Origin of the sequence: Morganella sp. Je.2.23 (assembly GCF_051129855.1) — a bacterium.
GTDB classification, from domain to species: Bacteria; Pseudomonadota; Gammaproteobacteria; order Enterobacterales; family Enterobacteriaceae; genus Morganella; species Morganella sibonii.
Map to the genome: position 1 here is coordinate 868845 of NZ_JBCPSQ010000001.1, position 18895 is coordinate 887739.

Annotated in this window: 17 protein-coding genes; 7 read left to right on the forward strand and 10 right to left on the reverse strand. The window is 48.7% G+C overall.

Going from position 1 to position 18895, the window contains the following annotated elements; all coding sequences use genetic code 11:
- Nucleotides 1-117: 117 nt before the first annotated feature.
- Nucleotides 118-1539, forward strand: a complete 1422-nt coding sequence (locus tag AAZR23_RS04185) for a PLP-dependent aminotransferase family protein (RefSeq protein WP_052927460.1) — start codon at nucleotides 118-120, stop codon at nucleotides 1537-1539.
- Between the two features lie 87 nt (nucleotides 1540-1626).
- Here AAZR23_RS04185 and AAZR23_RS04190 read toward each other — a convergent pair whose 3' ends face one another.
- Nucleotides 1627-2235 carry a LysE family translocator gene (locus AAZR23_RS04190; protein WP_434690705.1) on the reverse strand — a complete coding sequence of 203 codons (609 nt, stop codon included), beginning with the start codon at nucleotides 2233-2235 and terminating at the stop codon, nucleotides 1627-1629.
- Between the two features lie 193 nt (nucleotides 2236-2428).
- On the opposite strand from AAZR23_RS04190, the gene AAZR23_RS04195 reads away from it, so the two are divergent.
- The 6 genes from AAZR23_RS04195 (at nucleotide 2429) to AAZR23_RS04220 (ending at nucleotide 8290) form a co-directional block, all read left to right on the forward strand.
- Nucleotides 2429-2893: an Lrp/AsnC family transcriptional regulator gene (locus tag AAZR23_RS04195; protein WP_046892251.1), complete on the forward strand. Its 465-nt coding sequence runs from the start codon at nucleotides 2429-2431 to the stop codon at nucleotides 2891-2893.
- Between the two features lie 251 nt (nucleotides 2894-3144).
- Complete coding sequence (locus AAZR23_RS04200) at nucleotides 3145-3990, forward strand: helix-turn-helix domain-containing protein (RefSeq protein ID WP_434690709.1); 846 nt, start codon at nucleotides 3145-3147, stop codon at nucleotides 3988-3990.
- Between the two features lie 129 nt (nucleotides 3991-4119).
- Entirely contained in the window at nucleotides 4120-4566 is a 447-nt protein-coding gene (locus AAZR23_RS04205; protein WP_434690712.1) for a TonB-dependent receptor plug domain-containing protein, read from the forward strand.
- Between the two features lie 30 nt (nucleotides 4567-4596).
- Complete coding sequence (locus AAZR23_RS04210) at nucleotides 4597-6291, forward strand: TonB-dependent siderophore receptor (protein ID WP_434692390.1); 1695 nt, start codon at nucleotides 4597-4599, stop codon at nucleotides 6289-6291.
- Nucleotides 6292-6296: 5 nt separating this feature from the next.
- Complete coding sequence (locus tag AAZR23_RS04215; RefSeq protein WP_434690715.1) at nucleotides 6297-7178, forward strand: PepSY-associated TM helix domain-containing protein; 882 nt, start codon at nucleotides 6297-6299, stop codon at nucleotides 7176-7178.
- 44 nt (nucleotides 7179-7222) lie between these two features.
- A complete protein-coding gene (locus tag AAZR23_RS04220; protein WP_434690717.1) occupies nucleotides 7223-8290 on the forward strand; it encodes an ABC transporter substrate-binding protein in 1068 nt (355 codons plus the stop codon).
- A gap of 112 nt (nucleotides 8291-8402) precedes the next feature.
- Here AAZR23_RS04220 and AAZR23_RS04225 read toward each other — a convergent pair whose 3' ends face one another.
- The 9 genes from AAZR23_RS04225 to yedE all read right to left on the reverse strand — a co-directional run bounded on the left by AAZR23_RS04225 (nucleotide 8403) and on the right by yedE (nucleotide 18575).
- Entirely contained in the window at nucleotides 8403-10037 is a 1635-nt protein-coding gene (locus tag AAZR23_RS04225; RefSeq protein ID WP_046892250.1) for an FGGY-family carbohydrate kinase, read from the reverse strand.
- A gap of 11 nt (nucleotides 10038-10048) precedes the next feature.
- On the reverse strand, nucleotides 10049-10996 hold the full coding sequence (locus AAZR23_RS04230) for an ABC transporter permease (RefSeq protein WP_197565216.1): 948 nt from the start codon (nucleotides 10994-10996) through the stop codon (nucleotides 10049-10051).
- A complete protein-coding gene (locus AAZR23_RS04235; RefSeq protein WP_182107821.1) occupies nucleotides 10996-11991 on the reverse strand; it encodes an ABC transporter permease in 996 nt (331 codons plus the stop codon). Before AAZR23_RS04235 ends, AAZR23_RS04230 begins: the two co-directional genes overlap by 1 nt.
- The gene (locus AAZR23_RS04240) at nucleotides 11984-13477 is read right to left on the reverse strand and encodes a sugar ABC transporter ATP-binding protein (RefSeq protein WP_243846774.1); all 1494 of its coding nucleotides are present in this window, start codon (nucleotides 13475-13477) and stop codon (nucleotides 11984-11986) included. The genes AAZR23_RS04235 and AAZR23_RS04240 overlap by 8 nt, the downstream gene beginning before the upstream one ends.
- A 60-nt stretch (nucleotides 13478-13537) precedes the next feature.
- On the reverse strand, nucleotides 13538-14512 hold the full coding sequence (locus AAZR23_RS04245) for a substrate-binding domain-containing protein (RefSeq protein ID WP_046892247.1): 975 nt from the start codon (nucleotides 14510-14512) through the stop codon (nucleotides 13538-13540).
- A gap of 501 nt (nucleotides 14513-15013) precedes the next feature.
- Complete coding sequence (locus AAZR23_RS04250; RefSeq protein ID WP_434690723.1) at nucleotides 15014-15505, reverse strand: YbaK/EbsC family protein; 492 nt, start codon at nucleotides 15503-15505, stop codon at nucleotides 15014-15016.
- 91 nt (nucleotides 15506-15596) lie between these two features.
- A complete protein-coding gene (locus AAZR23_RS04255; RefSeq protein ID WP_052927463.1) occupies nucleotides 15597-17063 on the reverse strand; it encodes a TrkH family potassium uptake protein in 1467 nt (488 codons plus the stop codon).
- Nucleotides 17064-17236: 173 nt separating this feature from the next.
- Nucleotides 17237-17506 (reverse strand): hypothetical protein, encoded by a 270-nt coding sequence (locus AAZR23_RS04260; RefSeq protein WP_434690726.1) that lies wholly within the window; start codon nucleotides 17504-17506, stop codon nucleotides 17237-17239.
- On the reverse strand, nucleotides 17496-18575 hold the full coding sequence (gene yedE, locus AAZR23_RS04265; RefSeq protein WP_230058825.1) for a YedE family putative selenium transporter: 1080 nt from the start codon (nucleotides 18573-18575) through the stop codon (nucleotides 17496-17498). The genes AAZR23_RS04260 and yedE overlap by 11 nt, the downstream gene beginning before the upstream one ends.
- Nucleotides 18576-18895: the final 320 nt, after the last annotated feature.

The following is an 18895-nucleotide window of genomic DNA, read 5'->3' on the forward strand; positions in this document are numbered from 1 at the left end:
ATAGCTATGCAAATACTACGCAGATGAAATGTGTGGCACAGTACACCATGTGTTGCTAGACTATAATAGTGACAATTAATCATAATATGTATATAACAGTTATCCGGGGATTGCGTCATGACACGCTATGAACAGCTAGCAGAACAGATAAAACAACAGATAGAAGATGATATCTGGCAGGTCGGGGACAGACTTCCGTCCCTGCGTGAAAGTGCCAGACAGTCGGGGCTGAGTCTGATGACTGTCGTACAGTCGTATCAGTTACTGGAAAGTCAGGGCTGGGTGGTGGCGCGTCCGCAGTCCGGTTACTTTGTCGCCAAACGGGCACCGGCGTTTGCTCCGGCCAAAGGCGGCCTGGGTATGCATCTGAGTGAAAATGTGGAGATTAACGCATCACTGTTTGATGTGCTTCAGGCCTGCAAAGATCCTGCTATCATCCCGTTCGGCTCTGCATTCCCTGACCCCTCGCTGCTGGTTCAGCCGAAGCTCTCCAAAGCGCTGGGCGCCGTAGCCCGCCGTATCGCTCCGCAAAGTGCGGTTGTCAATATGCCGCCGGGGAATGAAAAACTGCGGCGTAATATCTCCCGTCGCTATGCTGCGCAGGGTATCCATGTTTCACCGGATGATATTGTTATCACTGCCGGGGCAATGGAATCTCTGTCACTGAGTTTACAGGCGGTCACCAAACCGGGTGACTGGGTGGTAATTGAATCCCCGGCATTTTACGGGGCATTACAGGCGATTGAACGTCTGCGGCTGAAAGCGGTGGCGATCAAAACTGACCCGCAGACCGGCATGGATCCTGATGCACTGGAAGACGTGGCCGGGCGCTATGATATCAAAGCCTGCTGGCTGATGACCCACTTCCAGAACCCGCTCGGCGGCACAATGCCGCCGGAAAATAAACGGCGGCTGGTGGAGATCCTGACACGGCATGATATTGCGCTGATTGAGGATGACGTCTACAGCGAGCTCTGGTTTGGTAATGAAGCACCGCAGCCGGCGAAAAGCCTGGATAAAGACAACAATTTCTTCCACTGTTCCTCTTTTTCCAAATGTCTGGCACCGGGCTTCCGTGTCGGCTGGGTGGCGGCCGGAAAGCATGCGCGAAAAGTCCAGCAGTTACAGATGATGAGTACCGTATCCGCCAGTATGCCGACACAGCAGGCCATTGCGGAATACCTCGGTCAGGGCGGTTATGACGCGCATCTGAAAAAACTGCGCCAGCAGCTGGAGCAGCGCCAGCACCGGATGCTGTATGCCATCAGTGAATATTTCCCGGAAGATGTGAAAGTGAACTGTCCGCAGGGCGGTTATTTTCTCTGGCTGGAATTTGAACCGCCGTTTGATGCGGTCAAACTGTACCGGATGGCACTTAATGAGCAGATCAGCATAGCACCCGGCTCCATGTTTTCCACCAGCGACCAGTTTAACCACGCTTTCCGCCTGAACTGTTCATTTGAATGGAATGACCGGCTGGATAACGCGATGAAAGTGCTGGGGCAGTTGTGCCATGTACTGAAGAAAACACAGGGATAAGATAAAGCGGATTACTGCGGCATACAGAGAGACAAACATAAAAAAACGGGCACTGAAAGTGCCCGTTTTGCCGAAAACAGATGCGGATTAACTAAATGCCAGACTAACTGCGGCGGTGGCCAGTAATCCTCCGGCAACACCTTCACCGAGACGGCGGCGCTTGTCGTTGTATTCCCCTTTGCTCATCTGGCCGAAAATCAGAGCCACGCCACTGTAAACTATTGCACAGCTGGCGATATAGACACCAGATAACAGCAGGGACTGCATCGCGACACTTTCACTGCCGGAAATAAAGTTCGGCAGGATAGCAAAGTAGACCAGCAAGCCTTTCGGATTCAGGAAACTGGTGAAAAAACCTTTGGTAATGACAGATTTGGCCGCCGGTTGCATCGGCGGCATTTCGCTCCTGTGCATGGCGGACATCACCATGCGGACAGCCAGATAAGCAATATAGGCCACACCGAACCAGCGCATGCCGTTAAACAGAAGCGGGGATGCCACAACAACGGCTGCCAGTCCGAATGCCGCCAGAACCGAATGCATCCCGTAGCCCAGCAGCACGCCCATATTGGCTTTCAGCGCCGCACGGGAACCGCTGGCAAGACCTTGCGACGAAACGAATAAAATATCGGGTCCGGGAGCAAATACAATGGGTAACACGGTTGCGCCAAACACCATCAATGTATTTATGACCATACGACACCCCAAGTTCAAAAATATATTAATAATTCACAATTTGTTGAATATTAAGAATTTAATTCAATTTTGTGACGTCCTGATTTGTTATGTGAATTATACGGAGCTTTGCAGGAAATTAGGTTGTTAAATTGACCCGAAAAAACTATTCTTAGCAATATTATTGCGCAGAAGTCGTCAGAGGATGATTTAAATGTCAATTGAACTGGACAAGATGGATCGGCGGATACTGGATCAGCTGCAACGTAACGGCAGAATACAAAATGTGGAGCTGGCACGCGAAGTCGGGCTCTCGCCGTCACCGTGTCTGAGACGGGTGCGGCGTCTGGAGGAAACCGGCGTTATCAGGCGCTATGCGGCGATTCTGGACGGCAGCAAGATAGGTGCGGGGCTGATGCTCTATGCCCGTATCTGGTTTAAAGGGCAGGATGCTCAGACGATCAATGATTTTGTCGCCGCCATTAATGAAATGCCGGAGATTGTCGAGTGTCATCTGATGGCCGGTGAATGTGACGCCATGATCCGCATTGTGACCAAAGACCTGACCTCTTACCGGCGCTTTCATGCTGATCACCTGACACAAATACCCAGTATTCAAAGTGTTAAGACAGAAGTACCGATGGAAACCCTGAAGGTGACACACGCGTTACCCCTGTAAAATGTGAGGGCTATCACGAAACGCAACAGAATTGTGCACTCAGGCAGGTTATAAGCAACAGGATTGCGCTGCTATTTTGTGATGATGATCTTACTACCGGTACGCAACAGACATTATTCCTGATAGTCAAATTGACTGTATTTATAAATAAATGAAGGATAATAGACTAATGGTATGAGATGACCGGGGTGGAAATTAAATGTGATAATGGTTACTATTCGCTTTTATTCAGGTGCAAAAGGTGAAATATCATGCACGGTGGTAAAATGAATACATTGCTGCCCGGCGCGGATTCCTTTTTTTATTGCGGAAAAATGACACCGGATGCCGGACAATGGGTCAGCGAGCCGTTATGGAAAGGGCTGAAACTGGTTCTGATGATGAATGGTGAACTGGAATGTCAGCCGGATAATAAAAACAGTATTTCACTTTCCGGGGCTTCCTTATGTGTTATTACCAATAACCTTGATGAACAGGAAAGCCGTCAGCGCTTTTTACAGCAGGAAGACATCCGCTTTGTGTCAGTCTGTTTATCAGACAGTCTGATGGATGCATTTAAAATCGCACCACCGCCTTTATTAACAGCAGCGGTATCGGCCGGACCACAATTACTGTCCGGAAAAGCGGGAAATGTCTTAACTGCACTGGGAAATCAGATTCTGAATAATCCGCTTGGCGGCGCGCCGGGTGAGATGTATCTGACAGGCAAAATTCTTGAATTATGCGCAATATCATTTGAGTACATTCAGCAAAATACCCGCACGCCCCATCATCCTAAACTGACGGCAAATGATATACGGCGTTTGTATGATATCAGAGACTGTATTTTAGCCGATTTGGCCAATCCGCCGGGGGTATATCAGCTCAGCCGCCAATCCGGTCTGAATATGCGTAAACTCAGTTTTGGCTTTAAGCAGCTGTTCGGTTTGTCTGTCGCGTCATTTATTCAGGAAGAGCGCTTACAATCAGCGCATCGCCTGCTGTGTGCCGGTGACAGACGGGTGTCTGCTGTTGCCTGGCAGGTCGGTTATTCACCGGCTGCATTTTCAACGGCTTTCCGCAGACGGTTCGGTTTTTCACCTAAAGATTTATGTTAGTACAATCAAACAGATAGTATTTGTGATAAACAAATAGTCATAACAGCGAAAGTCTCCCGCAGAAGATAAAACGGTAAATGAGATACATTATCATTACTGTATTCATTCTCTCTGCGGGTTCGTATTTCAATGAAAAAATCTGTTCTTTATTATCCGGTTATCTCAGGTCGTGCATTTTCTCCGGTATGTATTGCTCTCCTGCCGCTGTTGTTTTCCTCAGTTGCTGCGTCTGAAACTCAGTCCGGCGAAAATAATGATGAAATAATCGTTACTGCCAAACCGGCACAATCACCCGCCGGTAAAATAGACGGTTATATTGCCACCCGCAGTGTCAGTGCAACAAAAACAGATACACCGCTTATTGAAACGCCACAGTCGGTCACGGTATTAACCCGCGATGAAATGACCGCGCATAATGCACAGTCTGTCAGTGAAGCATTGCGTTATACCGCCGGTGTTTTGCAGACAAACGATGCCGCATCTTCCCGTTTTGATAATTTAAGTATCCGCGGCTTTAATATTACCAGCACCGGGATGCTGAGAGACGGGCTGCGCAGCACAACGGCACAGGCATAGCCGAAAGCGGAACAATACGGGCTCGAACGTATTGATGTGATCCGCGGGCCTGCATCTGTATTATACGGTCAGAACTCACCCGGCGGTATTATTAATCAGGTAACAAAGCGCCCGTTATATAAACCCTTTCATGAAATTGAGGTACAGGGCGGTAATTATAACCGCAAACAGATCCGGGGCGATTTAAGTGGTCCCGTGGGCGACAGTGACCATTATTTTTACCGGCTGACCGGGCTTGTCCGTAACAGTGATACGCAAATTGATCATGTTAAAGATGACAAAGTCTATATCGCTCCCGCACTGACCTGGCTGGATGACGATACAACTCTGACTGTTTTGGCCGATTACTCGCATGATAAATTTGGTGCACCACGCCCGTTTTTACCTCTGGCAGGAACTCTGTTACCCAATCCTGACGGTAAAGTGAATCCGAATGTTTTCCTCGATGAACCGGGATTAAAAAACAACCGTACACAGGCGTCACTGGGATATCAGTTAGATCATACCTTTAATGATACTTTTTCCGGACACTCAGGTGCACGGTTCAGTCATACTGACTTAAATACCAATATTGCTCAGGGGTTATATCTGTCACCGGATATGCGTACGCTTAACCGTGCAGCTTATCATTTTCGTATTAAAGGCGATGTGTTCAGCCTGGATAATAATATAAAAGCAGACTGGTGGCTGAAAGATACGGAAATGACATCGCTGGCCGGTGTTGATTACCGCCATACACGGGAAGATTATTTACTGATGTCCGGGAAAGCGGCACCGATTGATATTTTCAATCCGGTATACGGCGGTCAGTACGGGCCGGTGAATAATATGATGGCAAATACCCTTCAGACCAGTGATCAGGCGGGTATTTATTTACAGCAGCAGGCAAAGTTTGATAACGGCATCATACTGGTTTTAAGCGGAAGAGAAGACTGGTCTGACAGCAAAACAAAAAACCGGAAAACAAACAGCAGCAGCGATCAGCGTGACAGCAAATTTACCTATCGTACAGCAGCAATGTATCAGACAGATTTCGGGTTAGCGCCGTATGTCAGTTATTCAACCTCATTTAATCCGCAGTTGGGTGTTAATTTTTACGGAGAAACCTATAAACCCGTAACAGCGAAACAAACGGAAGCCGGTCTTAAATATCAGCCGGAAAGCGGTGATATTAATGCCACACTGACGGTCTTTGAACTGACACAGCAAAATATGCTGACGACAGATCCTGATAATAATTTAAACAGTATTCAGACGGCAGAAGTCCGCTCCCGGGGTGTTGAAATTCAGGGAACCTATATGCCGGCGGAAGGGCTGAATCTGACGGCAGCTTATACCTTTAATAAACTGAAAAATACCAAAACGACCGATCCGGAAGAGAAAGGACAGCGTCCTGTCGGTTTACCGGAACATACGGCATCAGTATGGGCTGATTATACTATTCAGAAAGGGTACTTACAGGGATTAGGTTTTGCTGCGGGTGCCCGTTATACCGGGTCTTCACCGGTTAATAACGACGGCACTATTTCCAACCCGTCAAATACCTTATTTGATATGGCAGCACATTATGATCTGGGCGGAATCAATACTGATTTTAAAAACTGGCGTGCTGGTATTAATATCAATAACGTCACTGATAAAAAGTATTATACCAGTTGCTCAGCCGGGGGATGTTCTGTCGGTTTTGACAGAACAATTATTGCGTCATTGCGCTATAACTGGTAACCGCAATGACTCAGTACATAACACGTAAAAACTGGCTCAGGTTACATTTCTGGCCGGGAGTTATTGCCGGGTTCTTTATTTCACTGCTCGGAATATCTGGTGCGGTGTTATTAATGAAAAAACCGGTTCTGGAATGGGAAATAGGTAAGGCGGTGCTTTATGCGCCGCCGGTAACCGGAACCGCTGTTTTTTTGCCGCCGGAAGTCTGGCGGCAGAATGCGCAGATGGCTTACCCTGAACTCACCCGTGTGATGGGGGAAGCGGCGCCCGAAAGTGGCTTTATTCCGGCAACGAACGCAATGGTTTTTGGTTCCGTTTCTGATTCGGACAAACTGGGGATCGCCTTTATTGATCCGGTAACCGGCATACCGAAAGGGTTTATTATTTTTGATGACCTGATTTTTTCTCGGATTGTGTCTCTGCACCGGACTCTTTTATTGCCGCCGGTTTCCGGCGGTTGGCTGGTATCACTATGCGGCATTATTCTGGCCCTCTCTGTTATCAGCGGGATTATTTTGTGGTGGCCGCGCAGAGGGTGGCGTCAGTTTATATCTGCGCTGTTTTTATTCCGCCCGGGATTACAGGGCGCGGCAAAGTGGCGGCAGTGGCATTACTTTTTTGCAGTCTATTTTTCACTGCCTCTGTTATTGATCGCGGTTACCGGTATTTTTCTGGCACGGCCTGATATTTTGTCAGTCATACCTGAATATAAATTACTGATTACTCAGTTACACCACAATATAGGTATCGGAATGCCGGGCCTTATTATCGCATTTATTTCAGGAATATTACTGCCGCTGCTGTATATCAGCGGCATTGTTATCTGGTGGAAAAAAAGAAAACATCGGCATAATTATACTTCTTCTGTCAACGGGAATACAAAATGACAGTATCAACAATACTAAAAACAGCTTTATCTGCGGGGCTGTTAATGTCCTCGTTATATTCTCAGGCGGTTATGGTCACCGATATTACCGGACGTCAGGTTGATGTACCGGATAATGTAAAGCGGATTTTACTGGGTGAGGGAAGAATGATTTATCCGCTCGCCATACTGGAAAAAGACGCGCCATTTGAACGGATTGCCGGCTGGCAGGGTGATTTTCGTGATCTGGATGTTCAGGGTTATGCCGCTTTTAAAGCGGTCTTTCCGCAGGCCGATGCCGTTCCTGTGGTGGGGGGCGGCTCAGAAGATACCTTCAGTGTTGAAAAGGCATTAGCATTGCAGCCTGATTTGGTTATTTTACCGATGACAGGCGGACACGGACCGGGTGCCGGCAGTGAAGCGGCCAGGTTATTAACATCAGCCGGTATTGCGGTTATTCATGTGGATTTCAGCCAGCATCCGGTAAAGAACACACAATTAAGTATGCATATTCTCGGGCAGGCTATCGGAAAAACAGCTGAGGCGGAACGGTTTAATCACTATTATCAGCAAAAAATGGATGATGTTATTGCCCGTATCCCGGCGAATATTCCGGCAGACAAGAAACCGGTGATTTTTGTGGACTATTTACCAGGGTTACAAGAGTGCTGCGGTTCACCCGGCAAAGGCAGTCTGACGGATATGATTAATCTTGCCGGCGGCACGGCGATTGGTGAAACCATTATTCCGGGCGCTATTGGTAAATTAAATCCGGAATACATTTTAAGCCGTCATCCGGATGTTTATGTTGCCACTGGTGTCTTTCCCGAAGGCAGCCGCGGCGTGACACTGGGGTATTTTGCAACACCGCAGGCGGCACAAACCAGTCTGAAAGTAATATCTCAGCGTAGCCCGATCGGTGAATTATCCGCCGTTGAAAAAGGCAGAGTTCATGGTTTATGGCATATTTTCTATGATTCGCCGGAGAATATTATTGCACTTCAGGCACTTGCGAAATGGCTGCATCCGGAGCTGTTTTCTGATTTGGATCCTGAAGAGACCCGCAAAGAATTATATGAGATGTTTATGCCGATCCCCGCAACCGGTGTATTTTCGGTGACGCTGGAAAAATAACGGTTATACCCGGCTCCATTCATAATGCTGCCGGAGAACCTGCGGTTTTAATGGATAAGGGCATCAATAATAACAGGTTCCGGTGACAAAATCCGCCGGAACCTGTTTATTATCAGACTTCTGACATCAGTTGCCGGTAACGCTGATCATCATGATACAGCTGATGGAATACGCGGTATTTGGCATCATAAAACTGTTTGATACTCTCCGTTTGCGGTGTCACCGTTTTGCTGATCCGGCTCATTGCCTGCATCGCTTCCGGGATAGAGGCATAGAAGCCCGCCGCTACCGAGCCGAGCATGGCTGAACCCAGCAGAACCGCTTCGCTCTCTTCCGGCAGCAGCATGGCGCAGCCGGTGGCGTTAGCGTGTTCCTGAATAAAGATCGGGTTTTTGGTGCCGCCGCCGCATCCCATGATGGTATCAATGGCGTATCCGGCCTTATTCATCTCTTCAATGATATGACGGGTGCCCAGCGCAATCGCCTGGATGGTCGCCAGATAAATCAGTGCGAGGTCATCGAGGGTTTGTGTCATACGCAGACCGGTCACCACGCCGCGCAGATTCGGGTTCGCCCGCGGTGAGCGGTTGCCGTGGAAATACGGCAGCACATGGATATGCCGTGTCAGCAGGGCGATATCTTCTTTTGACCCCGCCAGTGCCAGCAGACGGTCGTTGAGAAGCTGATAAACAGTCTGCTGATTCTGTTCCGCCAGTTTTTTCGCATCACTGTATTGCGGGTGTGACGTGATCATATGGTCGATCAGCGCACCGGTTGCGGACTGTCCGCCCTCATTAAGCCAGTAGCCCGGAATCATGGCACTGTAATAAGCACCCCAGATACCGTCGATAAAGCGGGCATTTTTGGATACCGCCATATGGCAGGATGAGGTGCCGCCAATCAGCGCCAGCCGGGTATTGAAATCCGGTTGTGCGCCGGTGGCATCAGCAGCACCCAGCACACCGATCCCGCCGGCATGGGCATCAATAATCGAGGTGGCAACCGGTGTTCCCGGGATCAGCCCCAAATCGGCGGCTGCATTCGGTGTCAGGCCGTTACCGACCGGTTCACCCATCGGGCGGATCTCACGGCCGATAATCTGCGCATCGTTTTCCAGCAAATCATCCAGACCAATCTGGCGGAAGAAATGGGTATCCCAGCGATCTTCATGGCCGAGGTAAGTCCATTTGCACACAGTGGAGCAGAGCGACCGGCTGTTGGTATAAGTGGCTTTCCAGGTCAGAAAATCAGGCAGATCAAAGAAATAACCGGCTTTCGCCCAGGTGGTCGGCATGTTCTGCTTAAGCCATAACAGTTTCGGTGTTTCCATCTCCGGTGAGATGCGGTTGCCGACATACGCCAGCACCGGGTGTTTGGTATCATTAATCCGCTGTGCCTGACTGATAGCACGGTGATCCATCCACATAATAATGTTCTGCTCGCTGCGTCCGGTCGGACTGACGGTCAGCGGCTGACCCTGTTTATCCAGTACCACCAGGGAGCAGGTGGCATCAAAACCAAGGCCTTTGACCTGAATCGGATCGATACGCGCCTGTGCCACGGCATCTTTTACCGCGAGACACACACTGCGCCAGATATCATCGGAGGATTGCTCCACATAATCCGCCTGCGGCTTAAACTGACGGATATCCCGCTTTGCTTCGCCTTTTTTGCGTCCGGCTGCATCAAAAACCCCGGCCCGGGCGCTGCCGCTCCCGACATCCACACCAATAAAATAGACACTCATAATCCGCTCCCTTATGACCGGGCTTTCTGCAATGCAATAAATAAGATAAGAATACCGCCCCACAACGCCATGATGAGGTAACTGCTGACACCCAGCAGGTTCAGGCCGCTTTCCAGCATCTGTAAGACAAACAGAGCAAGCACAATACCGATAATGCGCCCGAAACCACCGTCAGGGTTCACGCCGCCGAGCACGGAAGCCAGAATGGCGATCAGCAGATAAGATTCCCCGTATCCCGCTTTGGCGGAGTTAAACTTGGCCATCATAATAATCGCGGCCACCCAGCACAGGACAGACGAAATCACATACACGGCCATCGTCGCTTTCTGTGTGTTCAGGCCGGAAAAGCGCGTTGCTTTCTCATTGGAACCCATCAGATAAACGGTACGGCCGAGCGGCGTGTACTCCAGCAGTCCCCACAGCAGGAACGCAAACAGCAGGAACAGGATCAGCGGCATCGGAATACCGAGCAGCGTACCGTTGCCCAGCCACAGTAATGACGGCGGGAAACCGGAGATCACCGTACCGCCGGAAATCAGCACATTCAGACCGTTGATTAAGGTCATCATCCCGAGCGTGGCGAGGATCGGAGACACCCCGACAAACGCAATCAGGAAACCGTTAATCAGCCCGATAATCACAGCTGTGACCAGACCGGCCAGCAGGGCAGGCAGTAACATGGCACCGTCGCCCGGGCTCATCGCCATCACACTCGCCATCACCAGTCCGCAGGCATTCGTCGTGGCGATAATGGACAGGTTGATCCCGCCGGTCAGCATACAGACTGACATCGCCAGCGCCAGCATACCGAGCAGCGGCATCTGAGAGGTCATCGACTGGAAGTTGGAGACAGAGAAAAACGCACCTGCATTAAACATCCCCTGCAACAGCAGGATAGCGGCCATAATCACCAGCAGGTAAATAATGTTGCGGTCACTCCGCAGATTCAGCATTGACATCATGACAGATGACCTCCGGCAGCAGCACGGCGTTTTTCGTTATACGCGGTGAAACTGATACTGATAACAATGATTAGCCCGGTCAGCACGGTGTGCCAGTAAGACGGTACACCGGCCAGGGTCAGGCCGTTTTTGACAATCGCCAGCAGGGCAACCCCGAGGATAACCCCGGTAAGCGTACCTTTGCCGCCGGTCATGCTGACACCGCCTAATACCACGGCTGCCAGCACGGTCAGTTCAAATCCCATCAGGGCATTCGGTGCCACAGACTGGGTGATTTGTGTCTGTACCACAGAGGCGATCCCCGCCAGGGCACCCATATAGCCGTAAACAAACAGCATCACGCCCAGAATACTGATACCCACGCGCTTCGCGGCATCCGCATTACCGCCGACCGCATAAATCTGACGGCCGACACGGGTTTTGCTCATCAGAAAACCGGTGAAAATAACCACCGCAATCAGTGTCAGGATCGGCAGGGAAAGGCCGTAGTCATAACCGTCGCTGCCGGTAAATGACATCACCTCAACGCCATCCATAAACCACTCCGGGAAGCCGTACAGCCATTCACCGTTGGTGAAATAGATCAGCAGACCGAAAAAGACGTTCAGGGTGGAGATGGTGATAATAATAGACGGTACTTTCAGACGGTAAATCAGCAGGGCGTTGATCAGCCCCAGCAGTAAACCCACAACAGCCGCGATAGCAAAGGCGATAAAGAAATTACCGCCCTGTGACAGCACATACGTTGCCATCACATACTGTGCGGTTGCCGCCGTGGCCGGGAAGGAGATATCAATCCCGCCGGAGACCAGCACCACAAACAGACCACAGGCCATAATCGCCAGGATAGCGGTGCTGGTGGTCATATCAAACACATTACCCAGTGTCATAAAATCTTCATTGGTGACACTGAGAAACACACTGAGCAGCACAATTAATACCGCCAGCCAGAACTCATGATGTGCAAACAGATGACGACATGACTTAAGCATTAACCGCCTCCGTAATTGCCTGCTCCGTTGTTGTTAACGGATTGAACTCATGGGTAAAACGACCTTCTTTCATCACAATGACCCGGTGACTGTTATAGAATACTTCAGGAATTTCATCACTGATCATCAGAATTGCCATGCCTTCGGCGGCCAGCATTCTGATGATCTGATAAATACTCTCTTTATTGGCGACATCAACGCCGACCGTCGGGGAATCGAGGATCAAAATGTCCGGTTTCGCCGCTATCCATTTGGCGATAGCGATACGCTGGGCGTTCCCGCCGGACAGACTGGTAACCGGCAGCGCCGGATCGGACACTTTTATCTGCAGTGCCTCAATCAGCTTACTGACCAGGTCATGCGCCCTGGTATGGTCGAGCAGTCCGCCTTTGCGGGTCAGACGCGGCAGTACCACCGAGGTGGTGTTGTCGTGAATGGACTGCGCCATCACCAGCCCGGTGCTCATGCGGTCTTCCGATACATAGCCGATGCCGTGATTAATCGCATCCCGGTTGGAGTGCAGCTGAACCGGTGAACCGTTGATCAGCAGGGTGCCGCTGTCCGGTTTCGTCATGCCGAACAGTGACAGACACAACTCTGTGCGTCCGGAACCGAGCAGCCCGGTAATGCTGACCACTTCGCCGGCATGCAGCTTCAGGTCAATATCATAAAATTGATGTTGCTTTGTCAGTTTCTCTGCGCTGAGACGTAAGAGTCCCCCGGTGTTGTACGCAGAAAGTGGTGTGAACTCGAAACGCTGACCCGTCATAAGATAGGCCAGCTCATCACTGTTCATCTTATCCGCGTCATAGGTTCCGATCAGTTTTCCGTCACGGATCACGGAGATCCGGTCGGAAATTTCCATCACTTCATCGAGCTTATGGCTGACAAACACCACCGTGACGCCGTTTGCTTTCAAATCAGCGACCACGCGGATCAGCTGATTGACTTCACTGCGCGTCAGTGAGGCTGTCGGTTCATCCATAATCACCAGCCGGGCATCATTTGCCATCGCGCGGCAGATAGCGACCAGCTGACATTCAGCAATGGAAAGTTGTTCAACACGTTTATGCAGGGGCAGGGACAAGCCAATACGGCTGATAATTTCCTGCGCCTGTTTCATCTGGCGGCGGCGGTTGGCCAGCCCTTTGTACCACCTGACATGTTCCTGAATCACAATATTTTCAGCAACGGTCAGGTTAGGAAAGAGCGAGAGATCCTGGTAAATCACCTGAATACCCTGCTCAATAGATTGCTGCGGGTTTAACCTGCTGTAGCTCTGCCCGTTAATAATAATCTCTGCGCCCTTTTCCGGCGGATGAACACCGGAGATCACCTTGAATAAGGTACTTTTGCCGCAGCCATTCTTGCCGGCGAGACAATGAACCTCACCCCGGTTAAACGTCAGATTTATATTATCGAGTGCAATGACGGAGCCGAAGTGTTTGGAAACCTGTTTTAAGGTAATCAGTGCGTCTTTTGACATATACCAGCCCATAACAGGGCAGCACGCATGCTACCCTTTTTAACAAAAAATAGAGAAGGATCAGAAACCGAGCGAGGTGGCGTTATTGCCGTCAACTTCCAGGATTTTATTGAATTTAATCACCTGTTTCTGAGTATCGATTTCGGCTTTACCCAGATCTTTGACTTCCACTCCATCGGCGACTTTCTTGCCGTCCAGTATATCTTTGGAGACAGACACCAGTGCGTAACCCGCATCAGCCGGGTTCCACAGGTAACCTTTCTTGATTTCGCCGCCTTTCAGGTATGGTGCAGCCTGGGCCGGCATCAGGATACCTGCGGTGCTGATTTTATTTTTCGCACGTTTTTTCTTGATGGCCTCACCGGCACCAATCAGACCCAGCGAACCGTAAGAGACAATCCCTTTCATTTCAGGATGGGCTTTCATCAGATCATTGGTTGCCGCGAAAGAGGCATCAATGCTTTCGGCAACCGGCATACGGCTGGTCACTTCAAACATTTCCGGATAGGTTTTCTTCTGATACTCAACCGCCAGATTCGCCCAGTTATTGTGCAGAGGCACCGTCAGGGAACCGACATAAATCACATAGCCGCCTTTGCCGCCCATGTTTTTCGCCAGCTCATCCATTGTGGCTTTGGCATAAGCATCGTTATCGATAGTTTCGATATCCCAGTCAGCATTATGACCGTCCGGCGCTTCGTGAGTCAGCACCACAATGCCTTGTTCACGGGCTTTCTTAAAGACCGGCTCAAGAACAGTCACGTCGTTCGGAACAACGGTAATCGCATCGACTTTCTTGGCAATCAGGTCTTCAATAATTTTTACCTGCTGAGCCGGGTCCGGCGTGGAAGGGCCGACCTGATACGCATTGACGCCCAGATCTTTTGCCGCCTGCTGAACCCCTTTATCCATCTGGTTAAACCATGGAATCCCGGAGACTTTGACGACGTTGACGATTTCGTATTCTTTTGCCATGACGCTGGCAGAGAAAAGCGCAACAGATAATGCAGCGACTTTAAAAAATGATTTCTTCATCGGTAATAACCCTTTTTATATGGATACAGAGAGTGTTGCAGGGAGACCAAATAGAAGCCTGACTATAGGAGCCGGGATAATAAAAAGGGGGAGCGGGCGCTAAAAATGTGATCTGTGCCCATTATTGATATCATAATGTTACATAATTAATAATAAATTGTTTAATTAATATTTTTATGTAATTTAATTACGTATCATCGTATCAAAATAACATTAAATTAACAAAATAAGCCACAATTAGTAACAATAATTGTGTTTTATTCTTACCGCTATAAAATCATTCTTATTGACATTTGTTAAATCACTAATGACTTTCGATAAAATCGGGCTGAACCGATTGTTTTCAATGTAACAAAAGTATTTGTTTCATTTTAATGTGACAGGTATCACATAATAAAAGTGATAACCCCTTTTATTTGTGAAATAAAAAAACAAAAATAAGACGTTTTTTTGTTTATCATTTGATTTATAAACTATTTTTTATTTATGAATAAAACCGTATCACAGAATAAAGCTGAATTCCTGTGGTTTCACAATCGTCCGGTAATCATCCGCATTCAGAACAATGGTTTCTGTCAGTGTACCGGCATTAAAGGCGATATCGCTGTAACGCTCAAACAGTACCGGGTCAATCACCAGTTCCAGATCCGGATTAAAGGTAAACGGTGCGAGTGCACCCGGAACGCAGTCAGTTAATGTCTTTACCTGTTCAGCGGTGGCAAAAGAGATCTTTTTACCACCGAAAAAACCAGCCAGTTTTTCGCTGTTAATTTTTTCATCTCCGGGTAATACCGCCAGCACATTTTTCTTCACACCATTACCTTTCACCTTCAGTACCACGGCTTTGGAACATTGTCCCAGTTCAACACCGCGTACCTGAGCGACCTCATCAGAGGTAAACCCGAGAGCATCGTGACTCATTATTTCATAACGGGCGTGGTGGTTATCGAGAAGGGTGGTGATTTTACGGAGGATACTATCAGATGAAGACATACGGCTTTCCCTGTTTCTTATTTTGACTACCGATCACGGTAATCAAAAACACAGGGAAAACCAATGCGTTTGCGCTGAGAATGTGACGGGGCTACGGCCAGTTACGCCAGAAACTGACCGATAACAGCACCAGCAGGGTATATATCTCCAGACGGCCTAATAACATGGCGAAGCAGAGCAGATATTTTGCCGCCGGGGAGATCTCCCCGAACCCGGGCGCCGTTAATCCGAATCCCAGCCCCATATTATTAATACAGGCCGCCACACTGGCAAACGAGGTCATTAAATCGTACCCCATCAGGTTAAGACACCAGATAAAAAAGCAGGTACTGATAATATAAAGGAAGAAAAAACTCAGCACGGAGTTAATCAACCGGTGCTGAACAACCGTATCACCAACCTTTATCAGTGTTTGTGCCCGCGGATGGATAAGAGAATAGACTTCCCGCCAGCTTTGTTTGGAGAGAATTAAAAAACGGATCGCTTTTATCCCGCCGCAGGTGGAACCGACACAACCGCCGAAAAAGCTGGCAAACAGCAGGAGAACAATAATATGAGACGGCCATTGTGCATAATCACCGGTGGCCAGTCCGTTATCCGTCAGCATGGAACTGGTCAGAAAAAAGGCATGTACAAAAGACTCTTCCGCGGAAGAATACATATTTGCCCGCCAGACCTCAAAAAAGACCAGGGCGATAATAAAGGCGGCCACTGCAAAATAAAACCGTAATTCCGTATTACTGAATAAGGGTTTCAGGCTGCGTTTTGCCAGCGCGACGAAATAGAGGGTAAAGTTGACGGCGGATAATAATGAAAACGCACCTGCCACCAGCTCAATCGCAGAACTGTTAAAATAACCGATACTTTCACTGTAAGTGGAAAACCCGCCGAGTGACACCGTTGAAAGTCCGTGACATAACGCGTCAAACCATGACATTCCGGCCAGTTTAAACGCAACCGTACAGAGAAATCCCAGCAACAAATAGGTAAACCACAAATTACGGGCTGAACTGGCCAGGCGCGGGGTTAATTTTTCATCCTTAAACGGACCGGGCATTTCTGACTGATATAAACGCATTCCGCCGATACCCAGCAACGGGAATATCGCCACTGCCAGAACAATAACACCGAGGCCGCCGATAAAATTGAGCTGGGCACGGTAATATAAAACGGAACGGGGCAAATCCGTCACATTATGGAAGACTGAAGCCCCGGTAGTGGTAATCCCGGAAACGCCCTCAAATAAGGCATCTTCAAATGCCATGTTCAGGTGATCATCCAGCCAGAACGGCATCGCGCTGATGATGGAAAATAACAGCCAGAAGACAGCAATAACCAAAAAGCCATCCCGCGTCTGTAATTGCAGTCCGCTTGTTTTACTGCGGTACCAGCAGATTAATCCTGCGGGAAAAAAAATCAGGAAGCTGCCGGCAAACGCAAAAAAACTCTGTTCCTGCGCAATAAGCGCAACCAGCATCGGTAACAACAGCGTCAGGCTGTAAATCACTATCAAAAAACTGCTCAGATGGATAATGACTCGGGAACGGGTTGATATCACAGGATTACCACCGGATTTTCTAAAATAAACAGCAGATAATACGAAATAGTTGATAGTGAACTGATTGCCGCTGATTGTAAATTGTTTTCAGCTGAACAGAGCAGCAGGAACAAAAAAGGCGGCAGATCCGGCTGCCGCCTTGCCATCTATATCACGATACAGCAAAGACGATTTTACACGGTTTTGTCTGCCCATACCCGCTGATAATCGGTCCCGTTCACCTGCCAGACCTCACGGATATTTTCACCGGTATAATTGAGATAATCATGTTCAGCGGAAAACTGTACCGCCAGTGCCGTTTCACACTCCGTGGTTATTTTTCGTGGTGCATCGATAACAAATGATGTCACGGAATCTTCCTGCAAACGGATTTTCAGTTTTTTTAATCCGTGCTGCACATGGAACAGAAACAGATAATTATGAAACAGATAGTTATGAAACATTCTCAGCTCCGGATCTTTTATTGGCAAGCCGGGTGTAAATCAGGCCGACGGCGATAGTCAGTACCAGACCAATAATAACAACCAGTTTACCGTTTTCAGTCACACCGGCAGGGCTTGAGGCATAGGAAAAATTATGTGCAAAGGCCGCACCGGTCAGCATTCCCAGCACGCTGACCGCCGCATCGGTATTACCCTGTCCGGCGTTAGCTAACTGCCGCAGCGGGCAGCCGGTAATAAAGACACCGCATAACCCTACCAGCGACATGGAGAGGAAATTCCACAGCCCGTCATTATGCGCAATCGGCTGGTTATCAAAGCCGATATTGATTTTTCCGGTGAGCATATTACCGGCAATAACAACCAGCAGCAGAGCGAGAACGCCGATTGCCATCGTGTAATTGCGTGACAGGAAGATATTTTTCGCCATCCCGATAAAACAGAAGCGGGTGCGCTGAATAATCACACCGATAATAAGCCCGGCGGTTATTGCCATCCAGACCGGAGCATGAGCGGCCCCCGGCCCTTTGACACTGGATTTGAAAATGGAACTGTCGATAATAAACAGCACAAATAACACCAGACACACGGCCGGTAATATTAAACCTTCAGCCGCTGACTGCTGATAATTACGTGGTAATGAAAACCCTTTTTTAATAAACAAACTGCCGGTGCCAATACCGGCGACCAGGCCGAATAACCCGACAACCGCATTTAAATCACCGGCACCGATCCGCAGGATCATCCGCAGCGGGCACCCTAAAAAGACCAGACAACCGGCCATCATCAGAAAACCGAGTGTAAAGCGGATAACCGGCGCAGAACCGGCTTTGGACTGAAATTCCTTAAAAATAACCGCGGCCCCGAATGAGCCGAGAATAAAACCAAAAATTTCAGGACGAAGATACTGGACGGTTTCGGTATTATGCAATCCCATACTGCCTGCACTATCCCGGATAAAACAAGCGACACAAACACCCATATTTGGCGGGTTTCCGTATATACCAAGGAGTACAGCGCTGATCCCTATAATAATACCGGAAATGATGATAATTATTTTTGTTGCGGACATTATATGACTCCGTTATGGAGATGTTATCTCCTGACTAATAGGACCTATTAAGTACAGGGTCAATGTACCGCAGTAAAAAATAATATCTTTTAACCGGGTCAAAGATTTTGAACGCAATGAACCTGTGAGTAAAATATCCGATGAAGAACAGAAATACACCTTGCAGCCAGTGACTATCAATTTATAATCGTTCAATATTAACTGTTTATTACATTGCCGGGAGTTCGTACGTTGAAAAGGTTATTGCTGTTAAGTCTGATGTGTGGATTTTCTTATAATATGTATGCCGGTGAAAATAACTGTTCAGCAGAAACGGCTGC

Bases quoted from the DNA above. Each gene is read 5' to 3' on its own strand.
- AAZR23_RS04200 (WP_434690709.1), top strand. From the start codon at position 3,145: ATGCACGGTGGTAAAATGAATACATTGCTGCCCGGCGCGGATTCCTTT.
- AAZR23_RS04245 (WP_046892247.1), bottom strand. From the start codon at position 14,512: ATGAAGAAATCATTTTTTAAAGTCGCTGCATTATCTGTTGCGCTTTTC.
- AAZR23_RS04240 (WP_243846774.1), bottom strand. From the start codon at position 13,477: ATGTCAAAAGACGCACTGATTACCTTAAAACAGGTTTCCAAACACTTC.
- AAZR23_RS04250 (WP_434690723.1), bottom strand. From the start codon at position 15,505: ATGTCTTCATCTGATAGTATCCTCCGTAAAATCACCACCCTTCTCGAT.
- AAZR23_RS04190 (WP_434690705.1), bottom strand. From the start codon at position 2,235: ATGGTCATAAATACATTGATGGTGTTTGGCGCAACCGTGTTACCCATT.
- AAZR23_RS04205 (WP_434690712.1), top strand. From the start codon at position 4,120: ATGAAAAAATCTGTTCTTTATTATCCGGTTATCTCAGGTCGTGCATTT.
- yedE (WP_230058825.1), bottom strand. From the start codon at position 18,575: ATGTCCGCAACAAAAATAATTATCATCATTTCCGGTATTATTATAGGG.
- AAZR23_RS04260 (WP_434690726.1), bottom strand. From the start codon at position 17,506: ATGTTTCATAACTATCTGTTTCATAATTATCTGTTTCTGTTCCATGTG.
- AAZR23_RS04185 (WP_052927460.1), top strand. From the start codon at position 118: ATGACACGCTATGAACAGCTAGCAGAACAGATAAAACAACAGATAGAA.
- AAZR23_RS04220 (WP_434690717.1), top strand. From the start codon at position 7,223: ATGTCCTCGTTATATTCTCAGGCGGTTATGGTCACCGATATTACCGGA.
- AAZR23_RS04195 (WP_046892251.1), top strand. From the start codon at position 2,429: ATGTCAATTGAACTGGACAAGATGGATCGGCGGATACTGGATCAGCTG.
- AAZR23_RS04225 (WP_046892250.1), bottom strand. From the start codon at position 10,037: ATGAGTGTCTATTTTATTGGTGTGGATGTCGGGAGCGGCAGCGCCCGG.
- AAZR23_RS04230 (WP_197565216.1), bottom strand. From the start codon at position 10,996: ATGTCAATGCTGAATCTGCGGAGTGACCGCAACATTATTTACCTGCTG.
- AAZR23_RS04235 (WP_182107821.1), bottom strand. From the start codon at position 11,991: ATGCTTAAGTCATGTCGTCATCTGTTTGCACATCATGAGTTCTGGCTG.
- AAZR23_RS04215 (WP_434690715.1), top strand. From the start codon at position 6,297: ATGACTCAGTACATAACACGTAAAAACTGGCTCAGGTTACATTTCTGG.